Annotated in this window: 25 protein-coding genes; 8 read left to right on the forward strand and 17 right to left on the reverse strand. The window is 62.0% G+C overall.

Annotated features, from left to right (window positions below; genetic code table 11):
• Window positions 1-62: 62 nt before the first annotated feature.
• From sucD to sdhC, 10 genes are all read right to left on the reverse strand, one after another.
• On the reverse strand, window positions 63-968 hold the full coding sequence (gene sucD, locus QEO92_RS21340; RefSeq protein WP_037156796.1) for a succinate--CoA ligase subunit alpha: 906 nt from the start codon (window positions 966-968) through the stop codon (window positions 63-65).
• A 19-nt stretch (window positions 969-987) separates the two neighbouring features.
• On the reverse strand, window positions 988-2,181 hold the full coding sequence (gene sucC / locus QEO92_RS21345; protein ID WP_037156794.1) for an ADP-forming succinate--CoA ligase subunit beta: 1,194 nt from the start codon (window positions 2,179-2,181) through the stop codon (window positions 988-990).
• A gap of 36 nt (window positions 2,182-2,217) precedes the next feature.
• Complete coding sequence (gene mdh / locus QEO92_RS21350) at window positions 2,218-3,180, reverse strand: malate dehydrogenase (protein ID WP_037156792.1); 963 nt, start codon at window positions 3,178-3,180, stop codon at window positions 2,218-2,220.
• 176 nt (window positions 3,181-3,356) lie between these two features.
• Window positions 3,357-4,520 carry a cell division protein ZapE gene (gene zapE / locus QEO92_RS21355; protein ID WP_037156790.1) on the reverse strand — a complete coding sequence of 388 codons (1,164 nt, stop codon included), beginning with the start codon at window positions 4,518-4,520 and terminating at the stop codon, window positions 3,357-3,359.
• 28 nt (window positions 4,521-4,548) lie between these two features.
• Window positions 4,549-5,076, reverse strand: coding sequence for a protease inhibitor Inh/omp19 family protein (locus QEO92_RS21360; RefSeq protein WP_037157288.1), 528 nt, complete (start codon window positions 5,074-5,076; stop codon window positions 4,549-4,551).
• Window positions 5,077-5,341: 265 nt separating this feature from the next.
• Window positions 5,342-6,121: a succinate dehydrogenase iron-sulfur subunit gene (locus QEO92_RS21365; protein ID WP_227704349.1), complete on the reverse strand. Its 780-nt coding sequence runs from the start codon at window positions 6,119-6,121 to the stop codon at window positions 5,342-5,344.
• The gene (locus QEO92_RS21370) at window positions 6,114-7,031 is read right to left on the reverse strand and encodes a glycosyltransferase family 25 protein (RefSeq protein WP_227704350.1); all 918 of its coding nucleotides are present in this window, start codon (window positions 7,029-7,031) and stop codon (window positions 6,114-6,116) included. The genes QEO92_RS21365 and QEO92_RS21370 overlap by 8 nt, the downstream gene beginning before the upstream one ends.
• A 13-nt stretch (window positions 7,032-7,044) precedes the next feature.
• Window positions 7,045-8,886, reverse strand: coding sequence for a succinate dehydrogenase flavoprotein subunit (gene sdhA / locus QEO92_RS21375; protein WP_227704351.1), 1,842 nt, complete (start codon window positions 8,884-8,886; stop codon window positions 7,045-7,047).
• Between the two features lie 7 nt (window positions 8,887-8,893).
• A complete protein-coding gene (gene sdhD, locus QEO92_RS21380; protein ID WP_037156781.1) occupies window positions 8,894-9,274 on the reverse strand; it encodes a succinate dehydrogenase, hydrophobic membrane anchor protein in 381 nt (126 codons plus the stop codon).
• 12 nt (window positions 9,275-9,286) lie between these two features.
• The gene (gene sdhC, locus QEO92_RS21385; protein WP_227704352.1) at window positions 9,287-9,679 is read right to left on the reverse strand and encodes a succinate dehydrogenase, cytochrome b556 subunit; all 393 of its coding nucleotides are present in this window, start codon (window positions 9,677-9,679) and stop codon (window positions 9,287-9,289) included.
• Window positions 9,680-9,964: 285 nt separating this feature from the next.
• On the opposite strand from sdhC, the gene QEO92_RS21390 reads away from it, so the two are divergent.
• Window positions 9,965-10,369, forward strand: coding sequence for a hypothetical protein (locus QEO92_RS21390; protein WP_227704353.1), 405 nt, complete (start codon window positions 9,965-9,967; stop codon window positions 10,367-10,369).
• 54 nt (window positions 10,370-10,423) lie between these two features.
• Here QEO92_RS21390 and QEO92_RS21395 read toward each other — a convergent pair whose 3' ends face one another.
• Entirely contained in the window at window positions 10,424-10,792 is a 369-nt protein-coding gene (locus QEO92_RS21395) for a winged helix-turn-helix transcriptional regulator (protein WP_227704354.1), read from the reverse strand.
• 125 nt (window positions 10,793-10,917) lie between these two features.
• Here QEO92_RS21395 and QEO92_RS21400 point away from each other — a divergent pair, with 125 nt between their 5' ends.
• Window positions 10,918-11,502, forward strand: a complete 585-nt coding sequence (locus QEO92_RS21400) for a glutathione binding-like protein (RefSeq protein WP_227704355.1) — start codon at window positions 10,918-10,920, stop codon at window positions 11,500-11,502.
• 627 nt (window positions 11,503-12,129) lie between these two features.
• Here QEO92_RS21400 and QEO92_RS21405 read toward each other — a convergent pair.
• The 5 genes from QEO92_RS21405 to tsaD all read right to left on the reverse strand — a co-directional run bounded on the left by QEO92_RS21405 (window position 12,130) and on the right by tsaD (window position 15,682).
• A complete protein-coding gene (locus QEO92_RS21405; RefSeq protein WP_227704356.1) occupies window positions 12,130-12,774 on the reverse strand; it encodes a class I SAM-dependent methyltransferase in 645 nt (214 codons plus the stop codon).
• A gap of 5 nt (window positions 12,775-12,779) precedes the next feature.
• Complete coding sequence (locus QEO92_RS21410) at window positions 12,780-13,220, reverse strand: EVE domain-containing protein (RefSeq protein ID WP_227704357.1); 441 nt, start codon at window positions 13,218-13,220, stop codon at window positions 12,780-12,782.
• Window positions 13,221-13,228: 8 nt separating this feature from the next.
• Window positions 13,229-13,522 carry a YciI-like protein gene (locus QEO92_RS21415; RefSeq protein WP_037156768.1) on the reverse strand — a complete coding sequence of 98 codons (294 nt, stop codon included), beginning with the start codon at window positions 13,520-13,522 and terminating at the stop codon, window positions 13,229-13,231.
• A 76-nt stretch (window positions 13,523-13,598) separates the two neighbouring features.
• Window positions 13,599-14,588, reverse strand: a complete 990-nt coding sequence (locus QEO92_RS21420; RefSeq protein ID WP_227704358.1) for an NAD(P)H-dependent glycerol-3-phosphate dehydrogenase — start codon at window positions 14,586-14,588, stop codon at window positions 13,599-13,601.
• Window positions 14,585-15,682: a tRNA (adenosine(37)-N6)-threonylcarbamoyltransferase complex transferase subunit TsaD gene (gene tsaD / locus QEO92_RS21425; RefSeq protein WP_227704359.1), complete on the reverse strand. Its 1,098-nt coding sequence runs from the start codon at window positions 15,680-15,682 to the stop codon at window positions 14,585-14,587. Before tsaD ends, QEO92_RS21420 begins: the two co-directional genes overlap by 4 nt.
• Window positions 15,683-15,766: 84 nt before the next feature.
• Between tsaD and hemC the strand changes: the two genes are divergently transcribed.
• The 6 genes from hemC (at window position 15,767) to QEO92_RS21455 (ending at window position 21,659) form a co-directional block, all read left to right on the forward strand.
• Window positions 15,767-16,696 (forward strand): hydroxymethylbilane synthase, encoded by a 930-nt coding sequence (gene hemC, locus QEO92_RS21430; RefSeq protein ID WP_227704360.1) that lies wholly within the window; start codon window positions 15,767-15,769, stop codon window positions 16,694-16,696.
• Between the two features lie 4 nt (window positions 16,697-16,700).
• Window positions 16,701-17,411, forward strand: a complete 711-nt coding sequence (locus QEO92_RS21435) for a uroporphyrinogen-III synthase (RefSeq protein ID WP_227704361.1) — start codon at window positions 16,701-16,703, stop codon at window positions 17,409-17,411.
• Window positions 17,412-17,500: 89 nt separating this feature from the next.
• Window positions 17,501-18,748, forward strand: a complete 1,248-nt coding sequence (locus tag QEO92_RS21440; RefSeq protein WP_227704362.1) for a COG4223 family protein — start codon at window positions 17,501-17,503, stop codon at window positions 18,746-18,748.
• 8 nt (window positions 18,749-18,756) lie between these two features.
• Window positions 18,757-20,376 (forward strand): heme biosynthesis protein HemY, encoded by a 1,620-nt coding sequence (locus QEO92_RS21445; RefSeq protein ID WP_227704363.1) that lies wholly within the window; start codon window positions 18,757-18,759, stop codon window positions 20,374-20,376.
• A gap of 21 nt (window positions 20,377-20,397) precedes the next feature.
• Entirely contained in the window at window positions 20,398-20,877 is a 480-nt protein-coding gene (locus tag QEO92_RS21450) for a tellurite resistance TerB family protein (RefSeq protein ID WP_037156756.1), read from the forward strand.
• Window positions 20,878-20,894: 17 nt separating this feature from the next.
• Window positions 20,895-21,659, forward strand: coding sequence for a glutamine amidotransferase (locus tag QEO92_RS21455; protein ID WP_407722151.1), 765 nt, complete (start codon window positions 20,895-20,897; stop codon window positions 21,657-21,659).
• A gap of 14 nt (window positions 21,660-21,673) precedes the next feature.
• On the opposite strand, the gene QEO92_RS21460 is transcribed toward QEO92_RS21455, so the two are convergent.
• Window positions 21,674-22,909 carry an MFS transporter gene (locus QEO92_RS21460; protein WP_227704365.1) on the reverse strand — a complete coding sequence of 412 codons (1,236 nt, stop codon included), beginning with the start codon at window positions 22,907-22,909 and terminating at the stop codon, window positions 21,674-21,676.
• Between the last annotated feature and the right edge of the window lie 6 nt (window positions 22,910-22,915).

The following is a 22,915-nucleotide window of genomic DNA, read 5'->3' on the forward strand; positions in this document are numbered from 1 at the left end:
CGAAATACGGGCAGGCGAACCATGTTCCTTTTCGCCTGCCCGAAGCTTGCTCTTATGTGGCGTCAGCCCTTGAGGACTTCAACCAGCGTCTTACCCAGGCGGGCCGGAGACGGCGACACCTTGATACCCGCCGATTCCATGGCCGCGATTTTCGATTCCGCATCGCCCTTGCCACCGGAAACGACAGCGCCGGCATGGCCCATCGTGCGGCCCTTCGGAGCCGTGCGGCCGGCGATAAAGCCAGCCATCGGCTTCTTGCGGCCCTTCTTGGCTTCGTCCTTGAGGAACTGCGCCGCATCTTCTTCCGCCGAGCCGCCGATTTCGCCGATCATGATGATCGACTGCGTAGCGTCATCGGCCAGGAACATTTCCAGCACATCGATGAACTCGGTGCCCTTGACCGGGTCGCCACCGATGCCAACGGCCGTGGTCTGGCCGAGGCCTTCGTTCGAGGTCTGGAAGACCGCTTCGTAGGTCAGCGTGCCGGAACGCGAAACAATACCGACCGAACCCTTGCGGAAGATGGAGCCCGGCATGATGCCGATCTTGCACTCTTCCGGCGTCAGGATGCCAGGGCAGTTCGGGCCGAGCAGGCGGGACTTGGATCGGTCGAGGCGAGCCTTGACGCGAACCATGTCCATCACCGGGATACCTTCGGTGATGCAGGTGATGAACGGGATCTCGGCTTCGATCGCCTCGATGATCGCGTCGGCGGCGCCCGCCGGCGGGACATAGATGACGGACGCGTCGGCGCCGGTCTTTTCCTTGGCTTCAGCAACGGACGTGAAGATCGGCAGCGACGTGCCGTCGACGCCCGATGACCACGCTTCGCCGCCCTTTTTGGGATGAACACCGCCCACCATCTTGGTGCCGTAATAGGCGAGCGCCTGTTCCGTATGGAAGGTGCCGGTCTTGCCGGTCAGGCCCTGGACGATGACCTTCGTGTCTTTGTTGACGAGAATAGACATTGGTTGCGGTCCTTCCAGGTTAGGCTTCGATCGCCGCGACGATCTTCTTCGCCGCGTCGTCAAGGTCGTCAGCCGCAGTGATCGCGAGACCGGACTCATTCAGGATTTTCTTGCCGAGCTCGACATTGGTGCCTTCCAGGCGCACGACGAGCGGAACCTTCAGGCCGACTTCCTGCACGGCTGCGACAACGCCCTCGGCGATAACGTCGCAGCGCATGATGCCGCCGAAGATATTGACGAGAATGCCTTCGACCTTGGGGTCCGCGGTGATGATCTTGAAGGCTGCAGCGACCTTCTCCTTGCCGGCGCCGCCGCCGACGTCGCAGAAGTTCGCCGGCTCCTTGCCGTAAAGCTTGATGATGTCCATCGTCGCCATGGCGAGGCCGGCGCCATTGACCATGCAGCCGATATTACCGTCGAGCGCTACATAGGCGAGGTCCCACTTGGAGGCCTCGATTTCCTTGCTGTCTTCCTCGGTCTCGTCGCGCAGCGCCTTGATGTCATCGTGACGGAACAGCGCATTGCCATCGAACGAAACCTTGGCGTCGAGGACGCGCAGGTGGCCGTTCTGCATGACGATCAGCGGGTTGATTTCGAGAAGCGACATGTCCTTCTCGTCGAAGGCCTTGTAGAGAATCGGGAAGAGCGACTTGGCGTCCTCTGCGGCAGCACCGGTAAGCTCGAGAGCCTTGGAGATCGCAGCGACGTCGGCAGCCGTCACCCCGGCTTCCGGATCGATGGCGATCGTGTGGATCTTCTCGGGCGTATCGTGGGCGACGGCCTCGATGTCCATGCCGCCTTCGGTCGAGACGACGAAGGCCACGCGGCCGACCGAGCGATCGACCAGCAGCGAGCAATAGAGCTCACGGGAGATATCGGCGCCGTCTTCGATATAGAGGCGGTTGACTTGCTTGCCGGCTTCGCCGGTCTGCGCGGTCACCAGCGTGTTGCCGAGCATGTCCTTGACGTTGGCGACGACCTCTTCGATCGACTTGGCGAGGCGAACGCCGCCCTTGGCTTCCGGAGGCAGTTCCTTGAACTTGCCCTTGCCGCGGCCGCCGGCATGGATCTGGCTCTTCACGACGTAGAGCGGGCCGGGAAGCGACTTCGCAGCCGCCTCCGCCTCTTCGACCTTCAGGATGGCCACGCCCTGGGCCACCGGCGCACCGTAGCTCTTCAGCAGAGCCTTGGCCTGATATTCATGGATATTCATGGGTCAATCCCTGTTTCGATTATTTCAGCGCGCCCATTACTTCAGAGCGGGGGCGATGTTGATGCAGGCCTCGCAAAGACCGGCGACTGCGCCGACGGATTTCTGGAAAGCCGCCTCTTCATCCTTGTTGAATTCGACTTCGATGACGCGCTCGACACCACCGGCGCCGAGAACCACCGGAACGCCGACATACATGTCCTTCACGCCGTACTGACCGGAAAGGTAGGCTGCGCAAGGCAGCACGCGCTTCTTGTCCTTGAGGTAGGATTCGGCCATCTCGATCGCGGATGCGGCCGGAGCGTAGTAAGCCGAACCAGTCTTGAGCAGACCAACGATTTCGGCGCCGCCGTCACGGGTGCGCTGGATGATCTCTTCGAGGCGCTCCTTGGTGGTCCAGCCCATCTTCACAAGGTCGGTCAACGGAATGCCGCCAACGGTGGAATAGCGTGCCAGCGGCACCATCGTATCGCCATGGCCGCCAAGAACGAATGCGGTGACGTCCTGAACGGAAACGTTGAATTCTTCGGAGATGAAGAGGCGGAAACGGGCCGAGTCGAGCACGCCGGCCATGCCGACGACCATGTTCTTCGGCAGGCCCGAGAATTTCTGGAGCGCCCAGACCATCGCGTCGAGCGGATTGGTGATGCAGATCACGAAGGCGTTCGGGGCATATTTCTTGATGCCGGCGCCGACCTGCTCCATGACCTTGAGGTTGATGCCGAGCAGGTCGTCGCGGCTCATGCCCGGCTTGCGGGCAACACCGGCGGTGACGATGCAGACGTCGGCGCCTTCGATGGCCGAATAATCGCTGGCGCCGGAGAGCTTCGCATTGAAACCTTCGACCGGACCGGACTGGGCGATGTCGAGGCCCTTGCCCTGCGGAATACCGTCGGCGATGTCGAAGAGGACGACGTCGCCCAGCTCTTTCAGGCTGGCGAGATGCGCCAGCGTGCCACCGATCATGCCAGAACCAATAAGTGCGATCTTCTTGCGCGCCATCGAAAAGCTTCCTTTCGAGATCTGAATCCACAGCAGACCAGGGCAGATCCGCCAATGTGGACGATCGCATACAGCCATACGGGAAAAATGGCAATCGATTATTTTGTGAGTATATTTTTCAATCGGTTAGATAATAAAATTCTTACGTAAACGTAAGATATAATGTCACCGAAACTTCAAACTCGGCGGCGTTTTTCCTGATGCAGTGCAAGATAGTCGGGGCTGCGCATCTCGAAGAGGCGCGAGACGGTTCGGTCGAATTCGAAGCCTTCCGTCCCCTTCCGCTCCAGGAGAATATCCTCCGGCGGCGTCGCTGCGGAAACGTAGAGTCTGACCGCATGGTCATAAAACGCATCGACCAGGTTGATCAGCCGCTTTGCCTCGTTCCGCCTGTCCGGTCCGAGCTGCGGAATATGTTCGACGAAAACGGTATCAAAACGACCGGCGATGGCCAGATAATCGGAAGCACCCAGCGGCTTGCCGCAGATATCCGAAAAATCGAAGCGCGCGGCGCGTCCGGCGGCGGCGGGAACGTGAATACTGCGGCCTTTCCTCGGGATCTCGGCCGGTTCGGCCCTCTTGCCTTCCGTCACCTGATGCCAGGCGGCCTCCATCGCCGCGTCGGCGCGCCCATCGAGCGGCGTCACATAGACCGGCAGGCTCGCAAGCTTCTGCATGCGATAATCGTTGGGCGAGTCGAGCGTCACCACGTCGACATACTTGTTGAGCAGCGCGATGAACGGCAGGAAGAGCCCGCGGTTGAGCCCGTCCTTGTAGAGGTTTTCCGGTGCCACATTGGAGGTCGCGATCAATACGCAACCGAGATTGAAAAGCTCGGTGAAAAGGCGCGCCAGGATCATTGCATCCGTAATGTCGGTCACGGAGAATTCATCGAAGCAGAGAAGCTCAGCCTCCGCATAAAGCGCTGCGGCGACCGGCGGCACCGGATCGGCCTGCCGCGTCTCACCGCGCTTCACCCTCATCCGATGCTCATGGATGCGGTTGTGCACATCCGCCATGAACTCGTGGAAATGCGCGCGGCGCTTCTTCTCCGTCGGCGCCTTCTTGAAGAACATGTCCATCAGCATGGTCTTGCCGCGCCCGACGCTGCCATGGACGTAAAGACCGCGGATTTCCCGCGGCCGCCCGCCGCCCCTGGCGAATAGCCAGCCGAGTGCGCTCTTCTTCTTCGCCGGCTTCGTTTCCCTAAGGCACGTCAGGACATGGTCGAGCCTCGCCGCCACATCGAGCTGGGCGGCATCGGCCGTCAACGCACCCGACAACGTCAGCGCCTTCAGCTCTTCGCCGACGCTCGCCGTGTATTCGGGGATGGGTTCCAACCGGACGCTCTCAAATGTGTGGAGCCGCTCAGCGGCTCAGGCTGACCGGCTGTCCGGAATTCATCGTACCGTCGAAACGGTTGTCGGCACTCTTGTAGACCCGTCCGATGACGTCGCCGGCCCGGTTCTTGAACTGGACCATCTTGCCCGACACGTCCCAGGATCCCATCGTCGTCAGTTCCCCGACACAACCGCGGGTTCCGCCGCGCGAACCGCCCCCGAGATTGGTGAGCGTCAGGAACATGTCGCAGGAGGCGCCGGCATTCGAGACACGCCAGTTGCCGACCATGGCTTCCTTCTTGACGTCGAGAGCACTCGCCGGCGCCGCCGCATTCGGGTCAACCGCAGCCATGTTCGGGTTGGCAGCCGGAGCGGTGGGGAACTGCGATGCGCCGCCCGGAGGCGGAAGCTGCCCGCCCTGCACCGACGGAACGGGCTGGGCCTGAAGAGGAGCGGGTTGAGAAGGCAAGTCGCTGTAGGGACTGTATGAAGTACGCTGGCAACCGGCAAGTGCTATCGCAAGAACAAGGCCCGTCGCCACATATCTGAACTGCATCATCTAACTCCCGCTTTCAGTCGGTATCCGCCGCTAATGCCACTGAATTGAGACCGAATTACCGTAAAGCCCCTTGGTTAATCAAGTGTGACTGGAACAATTTGACCGCCTGTTGCGAGTTCGGGCCTGCAGAACGCTTCGATCGGTTTCGGCAAGCAACAGGGCGCCGGCGCTGTTTTGGACGATCATTCGCCGGCGAGGAAGAAATCGGCCCGCCCCCGAAATACGGGAGCGGGCCGCAAGGAAGAACAGACGCCCGAGCGCCTCAGACGCGGCGCTCGACCATCATCTTCTTGATTTCGGCGATCGCCTTGGCCGGGTTCAGACCCTTGGGGCAGGTCTGGGCGCAGTTCATGATCGTGTGGCAGCGATAGAGCCGGAAAGGATCCTCGAGATTGTCGAGGCGCTCTCCCTTGGCTTCGTCGCGGCTATCGATCAGCCAGCGATAGGCCTGCAACAGGACGGCCGGCCCGAGATAGCGGTCGCCGTTCCACCAGTAGCTCGGACAGGAGGTCGAGCAGCAGGCGCAGAGGATGCATTCGTAGAGACCGTCGAGCTTCAGGCGATCCTCGTGGCTCTGCTTCCACTCCTTGGCCGGCGGCGGCGAAACCGTCTTCAGCCAGGGCTCGATCGAACGGTGCTGGGCATAGAAATTGGTGAGGTCCGGAACAAGGTCCTTCACCACCGGCATGTGGGGCAGCGGATAGACCTTCACGGTGCCCTTGATGTCGTCCATGCCCTTGGTGCAGGCGAGCGTGTTGGTACCGTCGATATTCATCGCGCAGGAACCGCAGATGCCTTCGCGGCAGGAGCGGCGCAGCGTCAGGGTCGGGTCGATATTGTTCTTGATATAGAGCAGACCGTCGAGAACCATCGGCCCGCAATCATCGACATCGATATAATAGGTGTCGATACGCGGGTTCTGGCCGTCGTCCGGATTCCAGCGATACACGCGGTACTCGCGAACGTTCTTGGCGCCTTCCGGCTTCGGCCAGACCTTGCCTTCGGTCATCTGGGAGTTCTTGGGGAGAGCGAGTTCAACCATTGCTAGACTTCCGATCCTTGGCGGCAAGCGCCATACTGTCTTTCAGGTTATAACCATTTGGCGCCCACGGGGCGACCGTCGTGTTCAAAAGTTTCAGGGGCCGGCCTTTGATCGCCGCCCAGACAAGCTTCAGCCGCTCCAGCGCCCGGAGCAGCGGCATCCGTGCGGCCCGGCCGAACGGCGCGCGGACATGCGCCCGTTTCGACGTCTTGTCGGTGGCGATCACGCTCGCCGAGCCCGACTGCATGATGACCCAGGGGGCAAGATGCGCCACGTCGCAATCGTGGTAGGCACCGCTCCAGAGGAAGTCGTCGGCCGGCACGCAGTTCTGGTCGACACCCGCAAGCAGGTGCTCCGCACCTCGGCGCGTCACCAGATACGCGGCCGAACCCGATGCAGGGCGCAGCGAACGAACCAGCCTGTGTTCACCAAGTTGACGTATCGTTATCACCTTGCGGCCACCCGGGCGGAAAACGCCCTCAAGCTTGACGATATCGACGCCGAGATCCGAACTGAGCAATTCGGAAACCGCCTCGGCGAAACCGGGCTGCGGCTCTGCGTCGTCCTCCAGCACGAGTGCATAGGTGAAATCGGAGGCAAGAAACCGCCGCCAAGTCAGCACATGACCGGCGAGACAGGCTTCTTCCGTCAGCATGAAGAGCCGGTTGCGGTGGCCGTTCCAGGCCACGCCGTCCGGTGGAAACCGCAGCGACTGCCCGCGAACGGACAGAACGGCTTGAGGATTGTTCCGTGCATCGACGGCCGCAATCCTCTCAAGCGGCCATTCGAGATGGCCGAAATGCCGTTCGATCTCGGCCCACCGGTCAGGCGAGCGATCGAGATTGATCGCGAATATGCCGAGAAGACGCCCGAAGGGCACTTTCTCGGCAGAATTCGCGATGGACGGCATGGCTGTCATGGCCTCAGTACACGCGTGCCTTGGGCTCGATCTTGTGCGGATCGATACCTTCTGCGATGAGTTCGGTATGGACCGGGCGGTAGTCGAGCTTCACCTCGCCGGCCTCGCTCACCCAGGCGAGCGTATGCTTGCGCCAGTTTACGTCGTCGCGACCGGCAAACGGGCCGGAGGCATAATCCTCGCGGGCGTGAGAGCCGCGGCTTTCCTTGCGCGCTTCCGCGCCGTAGACCGTGGTGATCGCATTTGCCATCAGATTCTGCAGTTCGAGCGTCTCGACGAGGTCGGAGTTCCAGATCATCGAACGGTCGGTGACCTTGATGTCCTTGAGCTCGCCCCAGATTTCCGAAAGCCGGCGGCAGCCGGATTCGAGCGATTCCTGGGTGCGGAACACGGCCGCGTCTTCCTGCATGGCGCGCTGCATCTTGTCGCGCAGCACGGCGGTCGGCGTGGAGCCGCTGGCATGGCGCAGGCCGTCGAAACGCTCCATGATCCTGTCGCAGGCGGCCTTGTTGAGGGCCGGCACCGGCGCGGCCCTGTCGATGACCTGGCCGGCGCGGATCGCAGCGGCGCGGCCGAAAACCACGAGGTCGATCAGCGAGTTGGAACCGAGACGGTTCGCGCCGTGCACCGAGGCGCAGCCCGCTTCGCCGACAGCCATCAGTCCGGGTGCGATCCGTTCCGGGTTGGAAGCATTGGCATTCAGGACTTCGCCCCAGAAATTGGTCGGGATGCCGCCCATGTTGTAATGCACGGTCGGCAGGACCGGAATGGGCTCACGGGTCACGTCGACGCCCGCGAAGATCTTGGCGCTCTCGGAAATGCCTGGCAGACGCTCGTGCAGGACGGCCGGATCGAGATGGTCGAGATGCAGAAAGATGTGGTCCTTGTTTTTGCCGACGCCGCGGCCTTCGCGGATTTCCAGCGTCATGCAACGGGAAACAACGTCGCGGGAGGCGAGGTCTTTGGCCGAAGGCGCATAGCGTTCCATGAAGCGCTCGCCCTCGGAATTGACGAGGTAGCCGCCTTCGCCGCGTGCGCCTTCGGTGATGAGACAGCCCGAACCATAGATGCCGGTCGGATGGAACTGCACGAACTCCATGTCCTGCAGGGGCAGGCCGGCGCGGGCGATCATACCGCCGCCGTCGCCGGTGCAGGTATGGGCGGACGTTGCCGAGAAATAGGCGCGGCCGTAACCGCCGGTCGCCAGCACCACCATCTTGGCAGCGAAGCGATGGATCGTGCCGTCGTCCAGGCACCAGGCGACAACGCCGGTGCAGCGGCCGTCGTCCGACATGATCAGGTCGAGCGCGAAATATTCGACGAAGAATTCCGCATTGTTCCTGAGCGACTGGCCATAAAGCGTGTGCAGGATCGCGTGACCGGTGCGGTCGGCGGCAGCGCAGGTGCGCTGCACCGGCGGGCCTTCGCCATAGTTCTGCATATGGCCGCCGAACGGACGCTGATAGATCTTGCCTTCCTCATTGCGCGAGAAGGGCACGCCGTAATGCTCGAGTTCATAGACGGCCTTCGGCGCTTCCATGACCATGTACTGCATGGCATCGACGTCACCGAGCCAGTCGGAGCCCTTGACGGTGTCGTAGAGGTGCCACTGCCAGCTGTCCGGCGTCATGTTCTGCAGCGAGGCGGCGATGCCGCCCTGTGCCGCGACGGTATGCGAGCGGGTCGGGAAAACCTTGGTGATGCAGGCGGTCTTGAAGCCCTGCTCGGCCATTCCGAGCGTGGCGCGCAGGCCAGCGCCACCGGCGCCCACGACGATCACGTCATAGGAATGGTCGACATAGATATAGGCCTTGCCGGTCTGGGCGATGGGTGTGATCGATGCCATAACGGGATTATCCTGCAAACGCGATTTTCAGGACGGCGAGAAGACAGAGGCCGCCGATCAGGAAGGAAAAGAAGGCATTGAGGATGAGAAGAGCGATCTTCATGCCTTCGGAATGGATGTAATCCTGGATGATTTCTTCCATGCCGAGACGCATATGCACGATACTGGCGACGATGGTCAGCGCATTGATCGTGGCAACGAAGGGATTGGCGAGTGCGCCGACCACTTCGGCATAGGGCCTGCCGGCATAGATGATCAGGAAGACGATGTAGAAAACGAGGAGCGGAACGAGCGCGACGGACGTGGTCCTGACGCGCCAGAAATGCTCCGTACCGCTCTTGGCCGAACCAAGGCCGCGGACTTTTCCGAGAGGAGTGCGCATATCCATGATCCTGTCTCCTCAGCGAACGATAAGCACGACCGCCCAGACCAGGATAGTCAGGACGATGGAAGCGACAAGATTGGCCTTGGCGAGCATGGTCGAGAATTCCTTCTCGAAGCCATAGCCGAGATCCCACATGATGTGGCGCAGACCACCGAGCAGATGGTGGATGAGGGCCCAGGTATAGCCGAAAAGCACGAGCTGTCCGATGAGCGAGCCGAACAGCCAGTTGACCCAGTTGAAATATTCCTCGCCGGAAGCGGCCGAGATCAGCCAGGCGGCAACAAGCAGCGTGCCGAAGTAGAGCGCTCCGCCGGTAATGCGGTGGACGATCGACATCGCCATGGTGGGAATGAATTTATAGATTTGCAGATGCGGCGACAGAGGCCGGTTATTTGTCACATTCGCCATCAGAACCTCGCGGCGTCGTATGCGGTATTTAAGGGCGGGCGCCCAACAATGCACGATGCCGAAGAAATGTGCATTGCATCATCGGCGTGGTTTAATCTTCGAAATCACGGACGACAAGAACAATTCAAACGGATTTCAAATTTAATCGATTGTGTCTTTCTCAAGGCGACATCGGCTCGAACCCGGCGCTCACATTAACCACGATTTGCAAAGAACTCATTGCCGGCGCGACGAGCGAGGCCGTTTCATGTTAACGTTTCGTTAACGATTTTGCCGGAGTTCGCCATGATCGCGAATCGCATGAAGCCTGTTTTCGTTGCCGGCCTGGTGCTGGCAGCGACATTGTCGTCCCCATCGCAGGCGGGCGACCGCGACTACGGCCACTGGCACTATCTATCCGCGCCCGCCGGTGCATTTGTCTCCAATAGCGACCTCGCCGCCTTTGTCAGCAAGCCCGGCATTTTCAGCGGCACGTTCGACATAGCCCGCACCGCAAGCCGTAGCGTCTATATCCTGCGGAGCTATCGGGACACGCCCTTCACGAGCCCCGTTATATCAATGACAGGGAGCGGCTCGGTTTCGCCTTCCGTGAAGATCATCGATGTCGCCGGCGAAACGGAGGATGCTTTCGCGCCCGTCAACGCCTGCATCTACGAGGCCGGTGCCTGCGTCATCCGCGGCGGGAATTGAGACCGGAAGGCAAGCTGAATACCGCTATCGCAATATGAGCGGCCGCAGCCCGTCTCACGGTGAACGCGCGTCGTATTGAAGGCGATTGCCCTCTATCTCCAACTGATGGGCGGCCGCCCATTGGGCAAGCTGATGCGCAGTCTCGGCCAGGGAATAGCCGAGCGGCGTCAGCGAATATTCGACCTGTGGCGGAGAGCTGTGGTGAACGATTCGCTCGACCATACCGTCACGTTCCAGTGTCTTCAGCGTGCGTGTCAGCATCTGCTGCGAGATACCGCCGACATGCCGCTTGATCCCGTTGAAACGCCGCGAACCCAGGCTCAAGGCCACAACGACCTGTATCGTCCATTTGTCGCCCACGCGGCTCAGGATCTCGCTGACGGCCTTGCAGCCAGCATGTGCCGGTTTGGCGGTCACATCCATCTGACCTGCTCCTAAAAATATGCTTTTGACGGGCATTTTTAGGTCACATAAATGGCTGTGGTCAACAATATGGACCATCCCGACGGGAAGAAGCCCTCAGGCGGGTCTATCGCAAGGAGACCACCGTGAAGCTCTTTTATTACCCGGCAGCCTGCAGCCTGGCCGATCATATCGCCCTCATCGAGACCGGCCTTCCCTACGGGCTATCCGGCATCGATCGCGAAAAGAAAACCGAAGACGGCCGCGACTTCCTGTCGATCAACCCGAAAGGCTACATTCCCGCCCTCGAACTCGAGGACGGTACGATCCTGACGGAAAACCAGATCATCCTGAACTATATCGCCGAACGGAGCGGCAAGCTTCTTCCCGAGGGAGGCATCGCACGGTGGCGGACGCTGGAAGCTCTCGCCTTCATGTCGTCCGAGATTCACACGAACTATGCCCCCTTCTTCAGGGATTTTCCGGAGCCCGAAAAAGTCCGCGCCCGCGAAAAACTCAAGAAGGCCTTCGCCATCCTCGCCGACCAGATGGGCCAAAAGCAATTCCTGATCGCCGACGAGATGACGATCGCCGACTGCTACCTGTTCTGGGTGCTGATGGTCGCACCGAAAAGCGGGGTCGAACTGCCGGAAAACCTGCAGGCCTGCTTCGACCGTATGAGGGTACGATCCTCGGTCATCCAGGCATTCGCCGAGGAAGGACTGGCGTGATCCTTCAGTTACGGACGAGCTGACCGGGCACGTTCTACTGGCCGGCGTGCCGTGTCAGCCCTCCACGCAAGGGGAAGCCGGTGCGCCCATCCGATCTCCCCCTTGAGGGGGAGATGCCCGGCAGGGCAGAGGGGGGTGCGGTGAGGCAAATCAAGGCCTTGGGAGAAATCGGCAGAAAAAATCACTCCCTTTCATCCCCGCCCTCTTGCGTCATGCCTAGAATTGCCCCGCTTCCGTTGCCGGAGTGTTTCGCGAGACGTTCGCGGGCAGGCGGGAGCCGGCGCTTCCATCGGAACCGTAACGTGCGGGAAAGGTGGAAGAGGTGAAAACCATGGAGCGCGTGCCGAAAGGCGGTTGCTCCTATCAAGCCTCCCCCGGACAGCCATGTCCGGTTCGGTATAGCCGTGCAAGTGGCAAGGTTTCCCGAAAGGAGACCGCGAATGAAGCCACGCAGCGAGGCGAGAGGATCACCTGTAGGGGCCGGAAGCCCCGAAAGAACGCCGAAGGCCACGCGAATGTGGAGCCACTTTTATTACTATAATCCGAGGTTCCGCATTCGCGTGCGCTTCTCCGGACTGTTCTTTGAAAACCACGGCAGGAGACTGCGCGGGAATGGTCCTGGTGTGCCTACCGGAATCGCCAGACCGTCGTCCGCTTTACCTCGCTGTCTTCCAGCACCCGCGTCACCGGCACGTCATACACCGCGAGCTGCTCCAGGCGGTCCTTGGGACAATAACTCCGCCCCGGATCGCCCACCAGAACCAGCCTCCCCCCGCCTGCAAGCCGCGTAAACCAGGGGATCAGCGCCCCGGCGAAATCTCTGTCGTAGAAGACGTCACCGGCAAGGATCACGTCCGCATCGACCGCCTTGCCAACCTGGTCCTCGCGCGTGAACCGAAGTTCGACCCCGTTCTCCGCCGCATTCAGGCTGACTGCAGTTTCCGTCCAGGGATCGATATCCGCCGCCAGCACATCAAGGGCGCCGGCAAGCTTCGCGGCAATCGCCACCAGCCCAGAACCGCTGGCGAAATCCAGAACTCTTTTGCCGGCTACCGTTTCCGGATGGTCGAGAATGAAGCGCGCCAGCCCCTGCCCGCCCGCCCAAGCGAAGGCCCAGAAGGGCGGCGGCAGGCCGATCTTGTCCAGATCCTCTTCTGTCTTCAGCCAGAGCTCATGCGCTTCGGTCGCAAGATGCAGCCGGATTTCCGGCACATGCGGCGGCGGCATGAGATCGGTGTTTTCGAGGATGAAGGTCCTGGGATCGGTCTTCAAATCGCTCAGTCCGGCGAGCGCGGCGGATTGTCGAGACCGCCGAGCCTGCAGATTTCGAAATATTCCTCTTCCGTCACCGGCTGCACGGAAAGCCGCATGGAGGTGACGAGCGACATCTTCTCGAACTTCGGGTTCGCCTTGATGTCCTTCAGCGTCACCGGCTTCGGCATATCCGTGACCGCGCGGACATCGACGCAGTCCCAGCGGGGATCGTCCTTGGCGGTCGAATCGGGGTGCGACAGCGCTGAGACCTCGACGATGCCGACGATCTCAAGCCCCTCATTGGAATGATAGAAGAAGCCCTTGTCGCCGATCTTCATCGCACGCATGTTGTTGCGTGCCTGGTAATTGCGCACCCCGGTCCATTCGGTACCCTTGGCGCCAGCGGCCTTCTGCTGTTCCCAGGACCAGGAAGAAGGTTCGGATTTATAAAGCCAGTACGCCATCTCTCGCTTCACTCCGCCGGCTTGTTGAAGACCCAGTTGTACGGTTTGACTTCGACCTTCTCGAAGAGACCGGCGAGATAATAGGGATCGGCTTCCGCGATCGTCCGGGCAGCCTCCATGTCGGCGGCCTCGACAATCACCAGGCTGCCGTTCGGCTTGCCTTCGTCATCGAGGAAGGGGCCTGCCATCTTCAGCGTACCTTCCGCATTGAGCTTGTTCAGATGTTCGAGATGAGCGGGACGGGTCTCCATCCGGACGTTCAGATGGCCGGGCTTGTCGGTGCAGAGAAAGGCAAACAGCATCGGGTCTTCTCCTAAGAGCGCATCCCGAAAAGTTGGAAGCGGTTTTCGGGCAATATGCGCGGTCACGAAAGAATTGTTATTCGGTTTTGATCGGCCGTGTCATGAGTTGCTCCATGGCCGACATGATATCGAGCTTCCCGTCGATGATCGCCGCCACCGCCTCGGTCACCGGAAGCTCGACCGAGAACTTTTCCCCCAGCCGGGCCGCGACCGAAGCCGCATGAAAGCCCTCGACCAGCGGACCGCCGGCAGTCTCCGCGGGCTCGCCCTTGCCGAGCGCGATGCCGAAGCGAAGGTTGCGGGATTGATGGCTCGTGCCGGTCAGCACCAGATCGCCGAGCCCCGAAAGCCCACGAACCGTATCCGCCCTGCCGCCCATCGCCTGGACGAGCCGCGACATCTCCGCAAGCCCGCGCGAGATCAGCGCAGCACGCGCCGAATCCCCGAGGCCCGCGCCTTCGATGATGCCACAGGCGATCGCCAGCACGTTCTTGAGCGCACCGCCGAGCTGCACCCCGATCCGGTCGGTCGAGGCGTAGAGCCGGAACGTGCGGCCCGAGAGCATGTTTGCAAGTCGTTCCGAGAGAGCCTTGTCCTCCGCAGCAATCACCATGGCGGTCGGCAGGCCGCGCGCGATATCGGCAGCGAAACCGGGGCCGGACAAAACGGCGATCGGATGATGCGGCAATTCCGCCTCCAGCACCTCCGTCAGCAGCTTGCCCGAAGACTTGTCTATTCCCTTGGCGCAGATGACCACCACCGCATCCCTGGCGAGATAGGGACCGTAATGCCGTGCCGCATCCGCCTGCGCCTGGGAAGGCATGGCGAAAAGTACAAGGCTCGCCTCGCTGATCGCATCCGGCTCGACGGAAAACTCCAGCGCATCCGGCAGCGGCACACCGGGAAGCGCTGCGTCATGCACGCGATCCTCACGCAGGTCGCTCATCAGCTCAGGGTCGCGGCCGATCAACGTCACCGGATATCGGCCCTCCAGCGAGATCACGGCGGCAAGCGCAGTCCCGAAAGCTCCCGCGCCGATGACGACGACACGTTCCTGGCCCTTCATGCCTTGGCACCCCGCTTGCCGGAGCCGAGCAGGGTCTGGGCTTGGCTGTCCAGCGGCCAGCGCGAGCGCGGCGCGACATCGAGCGGATCAGCCGGAAAATCCTCCGCCAGCCGCTCGAGGCCCGCCCAGGCGATCATCGCCGCATTGTCCGTGCAAAGCCGAAGCGGCGGGGCGATGAAGCGGAAGCCATGCTCCAGGCAGAGCGCCTGCAGCGTGCGGCGGATTTCCTGATTGGCCGCGACGCCTCCAGCCACTACAAGAGCCGGATCGACGTCGAGATTGGCGAACTCTTCCTTGAAACGCGCCAGCCCGCGGCCGATACGGTCGCGCAGCGTGCGGGAAACCGCCTTCTGAAATGAGGCGCAGATATCGGCGACATCCTGTTCGGAAAGCGGAGCGATTTCGGTCGCCGCCTGCCGCACGGCAGTCTTAAGGCCGGAGAAGGAAAAATCGAGCCGCGCCTCGCCGACCAACGGACGTGGAAGGGAGAAACGGTCCGGATCGCCGCTCTGTGCGGCTTTTTCCACGGCCGGCCCGCCGGGATAGGGCAGACCGAGCAGCTTTGCCGTCTTGTCGAAGGCTTCTCCGAGCGCGTCATCGATCGTCGTGCCCCAGCGCTCGTATTCGCCGACGCCGCGCACCAGCACGAGCTGCGTATGACCGCCGGATACCAGCAGCATGAGGTAGGGGAACGAAAGGCCATCCGTCAGCCGCGCCGTCAGCGCATGGCCTTCGAGATGATTGATGGCGAGCAATGGCTTGCCGGCGGCGCGTGCAATCGCCTTGGCCGTCATCAGCCCGACGATCAGTCCGCCGATCAGGCCCGGCCCGGAGGTCGCGGCAACCGCATCGATCTCGTCGAGCGATACATCGGCGCGGTGAAGAGCCTCCTCGACCAGTCCGTCCAACGCCTCCACATGGGCACGTGCCGCGATCTCCGGCACCACTCCGCCATAGACGCTGTGCTCGTCGAGTTGGGATAGCACGACATCGGAAAGGATTTCGCCGCGGCCGTCCTCATGACGCGCGACCACCGCTGCGGCGGTCTCGTCGCAGCTAGTTTCGATGCCCAGGATGCGAAGAAAGGTCGCCATGCCCTATCGTTGACTGCCCATCGTTGATTGCGAGCTGGAAGAAAGAGGTTTACGAGAGCTTCCGGTAACAACGGAATGACGCGGATGCAAACAAAACCTTTTCGGATCGGTACGCGAGGCAGCCCGCTGGCGCTCGCCCAGGCCTCCGAAACACGCGCCCGGCTCATGGCCGCGCATGGCCTGCCGGAAGAGATGTTCGAGATCGTCGTGCTGTCAACGACCGGCGATCGGATCAACGACCGGCCGCTGACGGAGCTCGGCGGCAAAGGCCTCTTCACCCAGGAACTGGAGGAGCAACTTCTTTCCGGCGATCTCGATTTCGCGGTGCACTCCTCCAAGGACATGCCCACCAAACTGCCTGACGGTCTGCGGCTCGCCGCCTATCTGCCGCGAGAGGATTTCCGCGACGCCTTCATCGGCCGCACCGCACCAACTTTGACTGCATTGCCCGACGGCGCCACGGTGGGATCATCATCCCTCCGCCGCCAGGCGCTGATCCGTCGCATCCGGCCGGACATCGACGTCATCACCTTCCGCGGCCTCGTCGACACGCGCTTGCGTAAGCTGAGCGAGGGGGAGGTCGATGCAACCCTTCTCGCCTATGCCGGCCTGAAACGCCTTGCCAAGGAAGACGTCGTCACCGAACTGCTGGACCCGGCCGACTTTCCCCCTGCCCCGGCGCAAGGCGCGATCTGCGTCGAAAACCGCATCGGCGATGCCCGCATCGATACTCTGCTGGAGGCGATCAACGACCGGGCGACCTACGACGCGGTCTCCTGCGAACGCGCATTCCTTGCAGCTCTGGACGGATCCTGTCGCACGCCGATTGCCGGTTACGCGGTCTGCGAGGGAGATCACATGAAATTCTCCGGCCTTATCCTGACGCCGGACGGCGGGAAGGAGCACTCGATCGAGGTGGAAGGTCACCGCGAGCACGCCGAGACACTGGGCCGCAAGGCGGGCGAAGCGGTGCGCGTAGCCGCAGGCACCGATTTCTTCGAAGGCTGGAGTTGAGCCTGTGCGGGTCGTCGTCACCCGTCCGGAAAACTCCGCCCGCCGGTCGGCCGAACGGCTGCGGAGCCTCGGCCATGAGCCGGTTCTTCTGCCGCTGACGAAAGCACGGCACCGCGCGGACTTGGCGGAAGATGCCTTCGATAAACCACATGCCGCGCTTGCCGTGACCAGTGCCGAAGCCGTCCGGGTCCTTTCGGCCCTGGCGGATCGCCTTAAACCCTATCTCGAAGAAACGCTCTATGTCGTGGGCGATGCCACCGCCAGGGCGGCGGGAGAAGCGGGCTTCCAAAACATCTGCGTCGGGCCTGGCACCGGAGCCGCACTCGCCGAACTGATTGCAAGCCGCACGCCGGAGTTCGCCGCTCCCCTCCTCTATCTGGCTGGAAAACCGCGCTCGCCGAAATTCGAGGAGGGATTGCATGCGAAGAAGGTGCCTTTTGTGACGGCGGAAATCTACGAGATGTCACCCATAGCTTATGATGAGGACATTATCCGGCATGCATTGCTCGATCCGCCGGCCAACGCAGTGCTTCTTTATTCCCGCGAGAATGCGCGCCTCTTCTTTGATTTCGCAGTGCCGCACGCTGCGGCTCTGGCAGCCATGCGGATGCTCTGCCTCAGCGATAACGTCGCCGGGGTCGTGCCATATGAATTTCACAGAAACATCAAGATCGCTGAACACCCTGACGAAGACGGGCTTCTTGCCCTTCTTTAGTCGCGGCCCGCGGCAAAATCCCGCCCGCCCCTTTCCTTCCACTCACCCACCGACTAATTTCCTGTGAGCGCATGCAAAAAGAGGTCGAGATGGTATCGGAAAAACCACCCCGCCGGTCGAAGGCAGAAAAAGAACCGGTCACGATCGATCTGACGGCCGAGGAATCGGATGTAGTCGCGGAGCCGGTCCGCAGTAACGATACCGACGAACCGGTGACGTCCGCTGAACAGGTCGCGGAAGCTTCGGAGACATCCGTGGAGCCCCAGGAAGCAAAGGGCGACATTACGGACGAACCCGTCGCGCCCCCCTCCACCACCGAGAGTTCCCCGATCGTCGAGGATGACGAAATTCCGGAAGAGCCGAAATCCGCAACCGTAACCCCGGAACCGGAACCGACGCCTGCACCGCATCCCCGCACCAGCCCCGCCACATCGACCCTCGTCGCGGCCGGAGTTTTCGGCGGCATCGTGGCACTCGCCCTTGCCGGCAGCATGCAATACGCAGGCTATCTGCCCGCAGCAACGCGTGCGCCGGCCGTCGACATAACCCCCGTCTCGTCGGAGCTTGCAGAACTGCGGCAGGAAGTTGCGGCACTTCGCGACAGGCCGGCCTCGCCGGCTGCGGATACGGCGCTTACCGATCGCGTCGCGGCCCTTGAAGCTTCGGCAAATGCTCCAGTCGGCGGCGTGTCCGAACAGGCGCTTGCCGCGATGAAGACGGATGTCGACACACTGCGCTCGGCGATCGAATCGACGGCAAGCAACGGACTGGCTGTCGAAGACCGGGTCAAGGAAATTGAAACCCGGCTCAATGACCGTGGCCCGGAACAACAAATTGCCCGCGCCATTGCCGCCGCGGCTTTGAAGGCGGCCATCGATCGCGGCGGGTCGTTCGAGACCGAACTCCAGACCTTTGCGAGCGTTGCCGGCGATGATCCGGCGGTTGCCGATCTCCAGAAATTTGCAGCAGGCGGGATCCCCTCCCGCGCCGACCTGCAACGCGAGTTTCCGCGCATGGCCGATGCCATGCTGGAAGCCGTCGTCCAGCCGGACCCGAACCAGGGCATCGTCGACCGGCTTCTGTCTTCGGCAATATCCGTGGTCAAGGTGCGGCGCGTCGGAGATGTCCAGGGAGATACGCCGGAGGCGATTGTCGCCCGCCTGGAAGAAGGGCTGCGCAACGGCAACCTCCAGGCCTCCGCCCGCGAATGGGATGCGCTGCCGGAGCCGGCAAAGGTGGTCTCTCGCGATTTCAAGCAGAAACTCGATGCTCGCATTCAGGTGGAAAATCTCGTGGGCGGAACGTTGACGCGTGCCGTCGCCGGCACTCAAGGCTGAGGCCCTAGATGATCAGACTTCTCATTTTCCTCGTTGTCGTGCTGGCCCTTGGCTGGGGTTTCTCCTGGCTTGCCGATCGCCCGGGTCTCATCTCCATCACTTGGCAGGACCACCTGATCGAGACGAGCATCATGGTTGCCGCCACCATGGTCGTTGCGCTTGTCGCAGCCGCGATGATTCTCTGGTGGATCGTCGGCGTGATCTGGACCTCGCCCTATTCCGTCCGCCGCTATTTCCGGGCCCGCAAGCGCGACCGCGGCTATCAGGCGCTTTCGACGGGATTGATCGCCGCCGGCGCGGGCAACGCGTTGCTAGCCCGCAAGATGAGTGTCCGCACCCGCGGCCTTCTGCGCGCCGACCAGGAGCCGCTGATCCACCTCCTCGAAGCCCAGACCGCCCTCATCGAGGGCAAGCATGACGAAGCGCGCCAGAAATTCGAGCAGATGGCCGAGGATCCGGAGACCCGCGAGCTGGGCTTGCGGGGCCTCTACATGGAAGCCCGCAGGCTGGGAGCCAACGAGGCCGCACGGCAATATGCCGAAAAGGCCGTGGAACATGCCCCCTACCTGCCCTGGGCGGCGCAGGCGACGCTGGAATCCCGCAGCCAGGCCGGCCGGTGGGAGGATGCGATCCGCCTGCTGGATCAGCAACGCGCAGCAAGCGTCATCGACAAGAACCAGGCCGACCGCTGGAAGGCCGTGCTGCTGACCGCCAAGGCCGACGACCGGCTGGAGGGCGACCCGAAAGGCGCCCGCGACGACGCCATGGCGGCCCTGAAGCTTGCCAAGGATCTCGTGCCCGCCGCCGTCATTGCCGCAAAGGCCTGGCTGCGTGAGGATAATGTCCGCAAGGCAGCCACCGTTCTCGAAGGCGTCTGGAAGCTCGGGCCGCATCCGGACATTGCCCGCGCCTATGTCCGCGCCCGCAGCGGTGACAGCACGACCGATCGCCTGAAGCGTGCCGAGAAGCTGGAAGCGCTCCGCCCGAACAACGTCGAGTCCCTGCTGGCCGTCGCCCAGGCCGCGCTCGACGCGCATGAATTCCGGAAGGCGCGCGCCAAGGCAGAGGCCGCCGCTCGCATGGATTCCCGCGAGGCCGCCTATCTGCTGCTGGCCGATATCGAGGAGGCGGAGACCGGAGATCAGGGACGTGTACGCCACTGGATGGCGCAGGCGCTGCGTGCGCCGCGGGATCCCGCCTGGGTTGCGGATGGCTTCGTTTCGGAAAAGTGGCTGCCGCTTTCGCCGGTGACAGGCCGGCTTGATGCATTCGAATGGAAGGCGCCGTTCGGCCAGCTCGAAGGACCGATCGAGGAAGGATCGCTCGCCGCCGAGGAAGCCATAGCCAGCCTGCCGCCTGTTTCCGCAATCAGGCCGGAAACAAGAGTGGAACAGCCGTCCAAGCCGATCATCGTACCGGTTTCCCCGTCCTCGGAACCTGCGAAGCCCCCGCAGACAGAAATAGCTGTTGCAGCAAAAACACCGGCTCCCGGGAATGTGACCTCAAAGACTGGAAAATCGCCGGAAAGTGAGGAGGAGCCGGTTCCCTTTTTCGGCCGTCCGCCAGATGATCCGGGTGTGAAAGATCCCGATGCCGCGCAGCCTCCGACAAGGCTCCGGCTCTTTTAGAAAGCGAGGGCCTGAATATAGATGTTGGACCGCATTCAGGCCTTTCTCCACACTCTCACATCACCGCACCACTCACAGGAATTCGCGCCGGACGATCCTCGGGTCGCTTTCGTCGCGCTCTGTTTCCAGGTCATGGAAGCCGATGGCAACGTCTCGGAGGAGGAACAGCAGAAGTTCCGCAACCTGCTGCGCGAGCGCTACGACCTCAGCGAGGAACGATTGAAGGCGCTGATCGAGATTGGTCATCAGGCCGGCAGCGAGGCGGTTGACTATTATCGTTTTACTTCCGATCTTAGACGATATCTCGTCGACGAGAACGATCGCGTCGAGCTCCTCGGCATTCTTTGGGATATCGTCTACGCGGACGGTCAGCGAAGCGAGATCGAAGATCACGTGATCTGGAGGATCGCCGATCTTCTGGGCGTCTCGGCGCGGGACAGGGTTCTGCAGCGCCAGCAGGCGGCGATGCGCGCAACGGGAGGAGATCAGGGAGGAGACTGAGGGTATACAAGATGCTGATGCTTCCTTCCCGTCGTACCGGAAAGCTCCCCGTGCTGATCGTGCTGCACCAGGAGCGCTCCTCCTCAGGCCGCGTGGGCCAGATGCTGATCGACAAGGGTTTTCCGCTCGATATCCGCCGCCCCGTCCTGGGCGATCTCCTGCCCGAAACCATGGCAGGCCATTCCGGTGCCGTGATCTTCGGCGGGCCGATGAGTGCCAACGATCCAGACCCCTTCGTGAAAGCCGAAATCGACTGGATCGGCGTGCCGCTCAAGGAAAACAAACCCTATCTCGGTATCTGTCTCGGCGCTCAAATGATGATCCGGCATCTGGGCGGCAGCGTCGGGCCGGACAAGGACGGTCTCACCGAGATCGGCTGGTACCCCTTGCGCCCGACGGAGCACGGTCGTCTGCTGACGCACTGGCCTAAAATGGTCTACCATTTCCACCGCGAAGGTTTCGACGTTCCGCACGGCGTCCAGCTTTTGGCCGAAGGCGATGCCTATCCGAACCAGGCAATCCGCTACGGCGAGAACGCCTGGGGCCTGCAGTTCCATGCGGAACTGACGCGCGCCATGATGCAGCGCTGGGTCGTGCATGGCGAACATCGCTTCATCATGCCGAACGCCCAGCAGGGCCGCGAACATCTCGAGGGCCGGATGATCTTCGACGCGCCGCTGAAGGAATGGCTCTGGAATTTCCTCGATATCGTCTTCGATCGTCCGGCTGCATCGGAGGGGAAGAGCAAGCCGGTGCGCAAGCCGGCCCTGCAGACCGGCTGAATCCGCTGGCAACGTTATCGCATCGGTGCTTCCAGGCTGTCGATCCTGCGGAGTCTCGGGAAACCGAGCGACCAGATGATCGCAACCGCGAGCGTGCCGACGCCGCCGATGACGACGGCCGGCACGGCGCCGAAGATCGAGGCCATGGTGCCTGCGCGGAATTCCCCGAGCTCGTTCGACGCACCGACGAAAACCATGTTGACGGCGTTGACGCGGCCTCGGACCTCGTCCGGCGTCCAAAGAGCGATCAGGGTCTCGCGAACATAGACCGAGATCATGTCGGACGCCCCCATCAGCATGAGCGCCGAGATGGAAAGCCAGGGCGTTACCGACAGGCCGAACATCAGCGTGCCGACGCCAAAAAGCCCGACGCCGATGAACATGGCAAGGCCCGCCTTATGGCGGATCGGATGGAAGGCGAGGTATATTGCCACCGCAATCGCCCCAACTCCCGGAGCTGCCCGCAGCATGCCGAGACCCCAAGGGCCGAGCTCCAGGATATCGCGCGCGAAGATCGGCATCAGCGCCACCGCGCCGCCGAGCAGGACCGCAAAGAGATCGAGCGAGATCGCACCGAGCACGATCTTTTCGCTGGAAATGAAGCGGAAGCCGGCAAGAATCTCCTCCCAGCTCACCTTGTTGGCGGCACGCCTCTGTGCCGGTTTCGGTATCAGGAAAACGAAAAGGCCTGCCAGCACCAGGAAGGCGAAGGCAACGGTGTAAGCCACGACTGCACTGACGCCGTAAAGCAGGCCGCCAACCACGGGGCCGAGGATCGCTGCCGTCTGCCAGGAAGAGGAGTTCCAGGCAACCGCATTCGGCAGATCCTCTTCCGGCACGAGATTCGGCCCGAGCGACTGCACCGCCGGTCCCATGAAGGCGCGTTCGATACCGAAAACGATCAGAATTGCGAAAACCAGCCAGGGTGTAAAAGTGTGCGTGACGGTCAGCGCCAACAAAGCGCCGGCGCAGAGCGCTCCGACCACCATGCAGATGGCGACGATGGCGCGGCGGTTATAGCGGTCGGCCACCGAGCCGGTAACAAGGATCAGGAGCAGAGACGGCAGGAACTGGAAAAGCCCGATCAGGCCGAGATAGAGCGCATTGCGCGTCTCGTCGTACATTTGCCATCCAACTGCGACGCTGACGATCTGGATCGAAAAGGCGGAAAGAAAGCGGGCGAAGAAAAACCGCGTATAGGATGAATGCCGGAAGGCGGCGAAACGATCGCCCGAGGCGGAAATCGACATTTAATA

It is taken from the genome of Neorhizobium petrolearium, from assembly GCF_029854435.1.
Lineage (GTDB): Bacteria > Pseudomonadota > Alphaproteobacteria > Rhizobiales > Rhizobiaceae > Neorhizobium > Neorhizobium petrolearium.

Excerpts from the sequence above, each read along its gene's own strand:
- sdhD (WP_037156781.1), bottom strand. The coding sequence starts at position 9,274 with ATGGATATGCGCACTCCTCTCGGAAAAGTCCGCGGCCTTGGTTCGGCC.
- QEO92_RS21395 (WP_227704354.1), bottom strand. The coding sequence starts at position 10,792 with ATGGATGTGACCGCCAAACCGGCACATGCTGGCTGCAAGGCCGTCAGC.
- sucD (WP_037156796.1), bottom strand. The coding sequence starts at position 968 with ATGTCTATTCTCGTCAACAAAGACACGAAGGTCATCGTCCAGGGCCTG.
- QEO92_RS21365 (WP_227704349.1), bottom strand. The coding sequence starts at position 6,121 with ATGGTTGAACTCGCTCTCCCCAAGAACTCCCAGATGACCGAAGGCAAG.
- QEO92_RS21460 (WP_227704365.1), bottom strand. The coding sequence starts at position 22,909 with ATGTCGATTTCCGCCTCGGGCGATCGTTTCGCCGCCTTCCGGCATTCA.
- QEO92_RS21390 (WP_227704353.1), top strand. The coding sequence starts at position 9,965 with ATGATCGCGAATCGCATGAAGCCTGTTTTCGTTGCCGGCCTGGTGCTG.
- sdhC (WP_227704352.1), bottom strand. The coding sequence starts at position 9,679 with ATGGCGAATGTGACAAATAACCGGCCTCTGTCGCCGCATCTGCAAATC.
- hemC (WP_227704360.1), top strand. The coding sequence starts at position 15,767 with ATGCAAACAAAACCTTTTCGGATCGGTACGCGAGGCAGCCCGCTGGCG.
- mdh (WP_037156792.1), bottom strand. The coding sequence starts at position 3,180 with ATGGCGCGCAAGAAGATCGCACTTATTGGTTCTGGCATGATCGGTGGC.
- QEO92_RS21420 (WP_227704358.1), bottom strand. The coding sequence starts at position 14,588 with ATGAAGGGCCAGGAACGTGTCGTCGTCATCGGCGCGGGAGCTTTCGGG.
- QEO92_RS21360 (WP_037157288.1), bottom strand. The coding sequence starts at position 5,076 with ATGCAGTTCAGATATGTGGCGACGGGCCTTGTTCTTGCGATAGCACTT.
- QEO92_RS21370 (WP_227704350.1), bottom strand. The coding sequence starts at position 7,031 with ATGCCGTCCATCGCGAATTCTGCCGAGAAAGTGCCCTTCGGGCGTCTT.
- QEO92_RS21410 (WP_227704357.1), bottom strand. The coding sequence starts at position 13,220 with ATGGCGTACTGGCTTTATAAATCCGAACCTTCTTCCTGGTCCTGGGAA.
- sucC (WP_037156794.1), bottom strand. The coding sequence starts at position 2,181 with ATGAATATCCATGAATATCAGGCCAAGGCTCTGCTGAAGAGCTACGGT.
- sdhA (WP_227704351.1), bottom strand. The coding sequence starts at position 8,886 with ATGGCATCGATCACACCCATCGCCCAGACCGGCAAGGCCTATATCTAT.
- QEO92_RS21455 (WP_407722151.1), top strand. The coding sequence starts at position 20,895 with ATGCTTCCTTCCCGTCGTACCGGAAAGCTCCCCGTGCTGATCGTGCTG.
- QEO92_RS21440 (WP_227704362.1), top strand. The coding sequence starts at position 17,501 with ATGGTATCGGAAAAACCACCCCGCCGGTCGAAGGCAGAAAAAGAACCG.
- QEO92_RS21415 (WP_037156768.1), bottom strand. The coding sequence starts at position 13,522 with ATGCTGTTTGCCTTTCTCTGCACCGACAAGCCCGGCCATCTGAACGTC.
- tsaD (WP_227704359.1), bottom strand. The coding sequence starts at position 15,682 with ATGGCGACCTTTCTTCGCATCCTGGGCATCGAAACTAGCTGCGACGAG.
- QEO92_RS21450 (WP_037156756.1), top strand. The coding sequence starts at position 20,398 with ATGTTGGACCGCATTCAGGCCTTTCTCCACACTCTCACATCACCGCAC.
- QEO92_RS21445 (WP_227704363.1), top strand. The coding sequence starts at position 18,757 with ATGATCAGACTTCTCATTTTCCTCGTTGTCGTGCTGGCCCTTGGCTGG.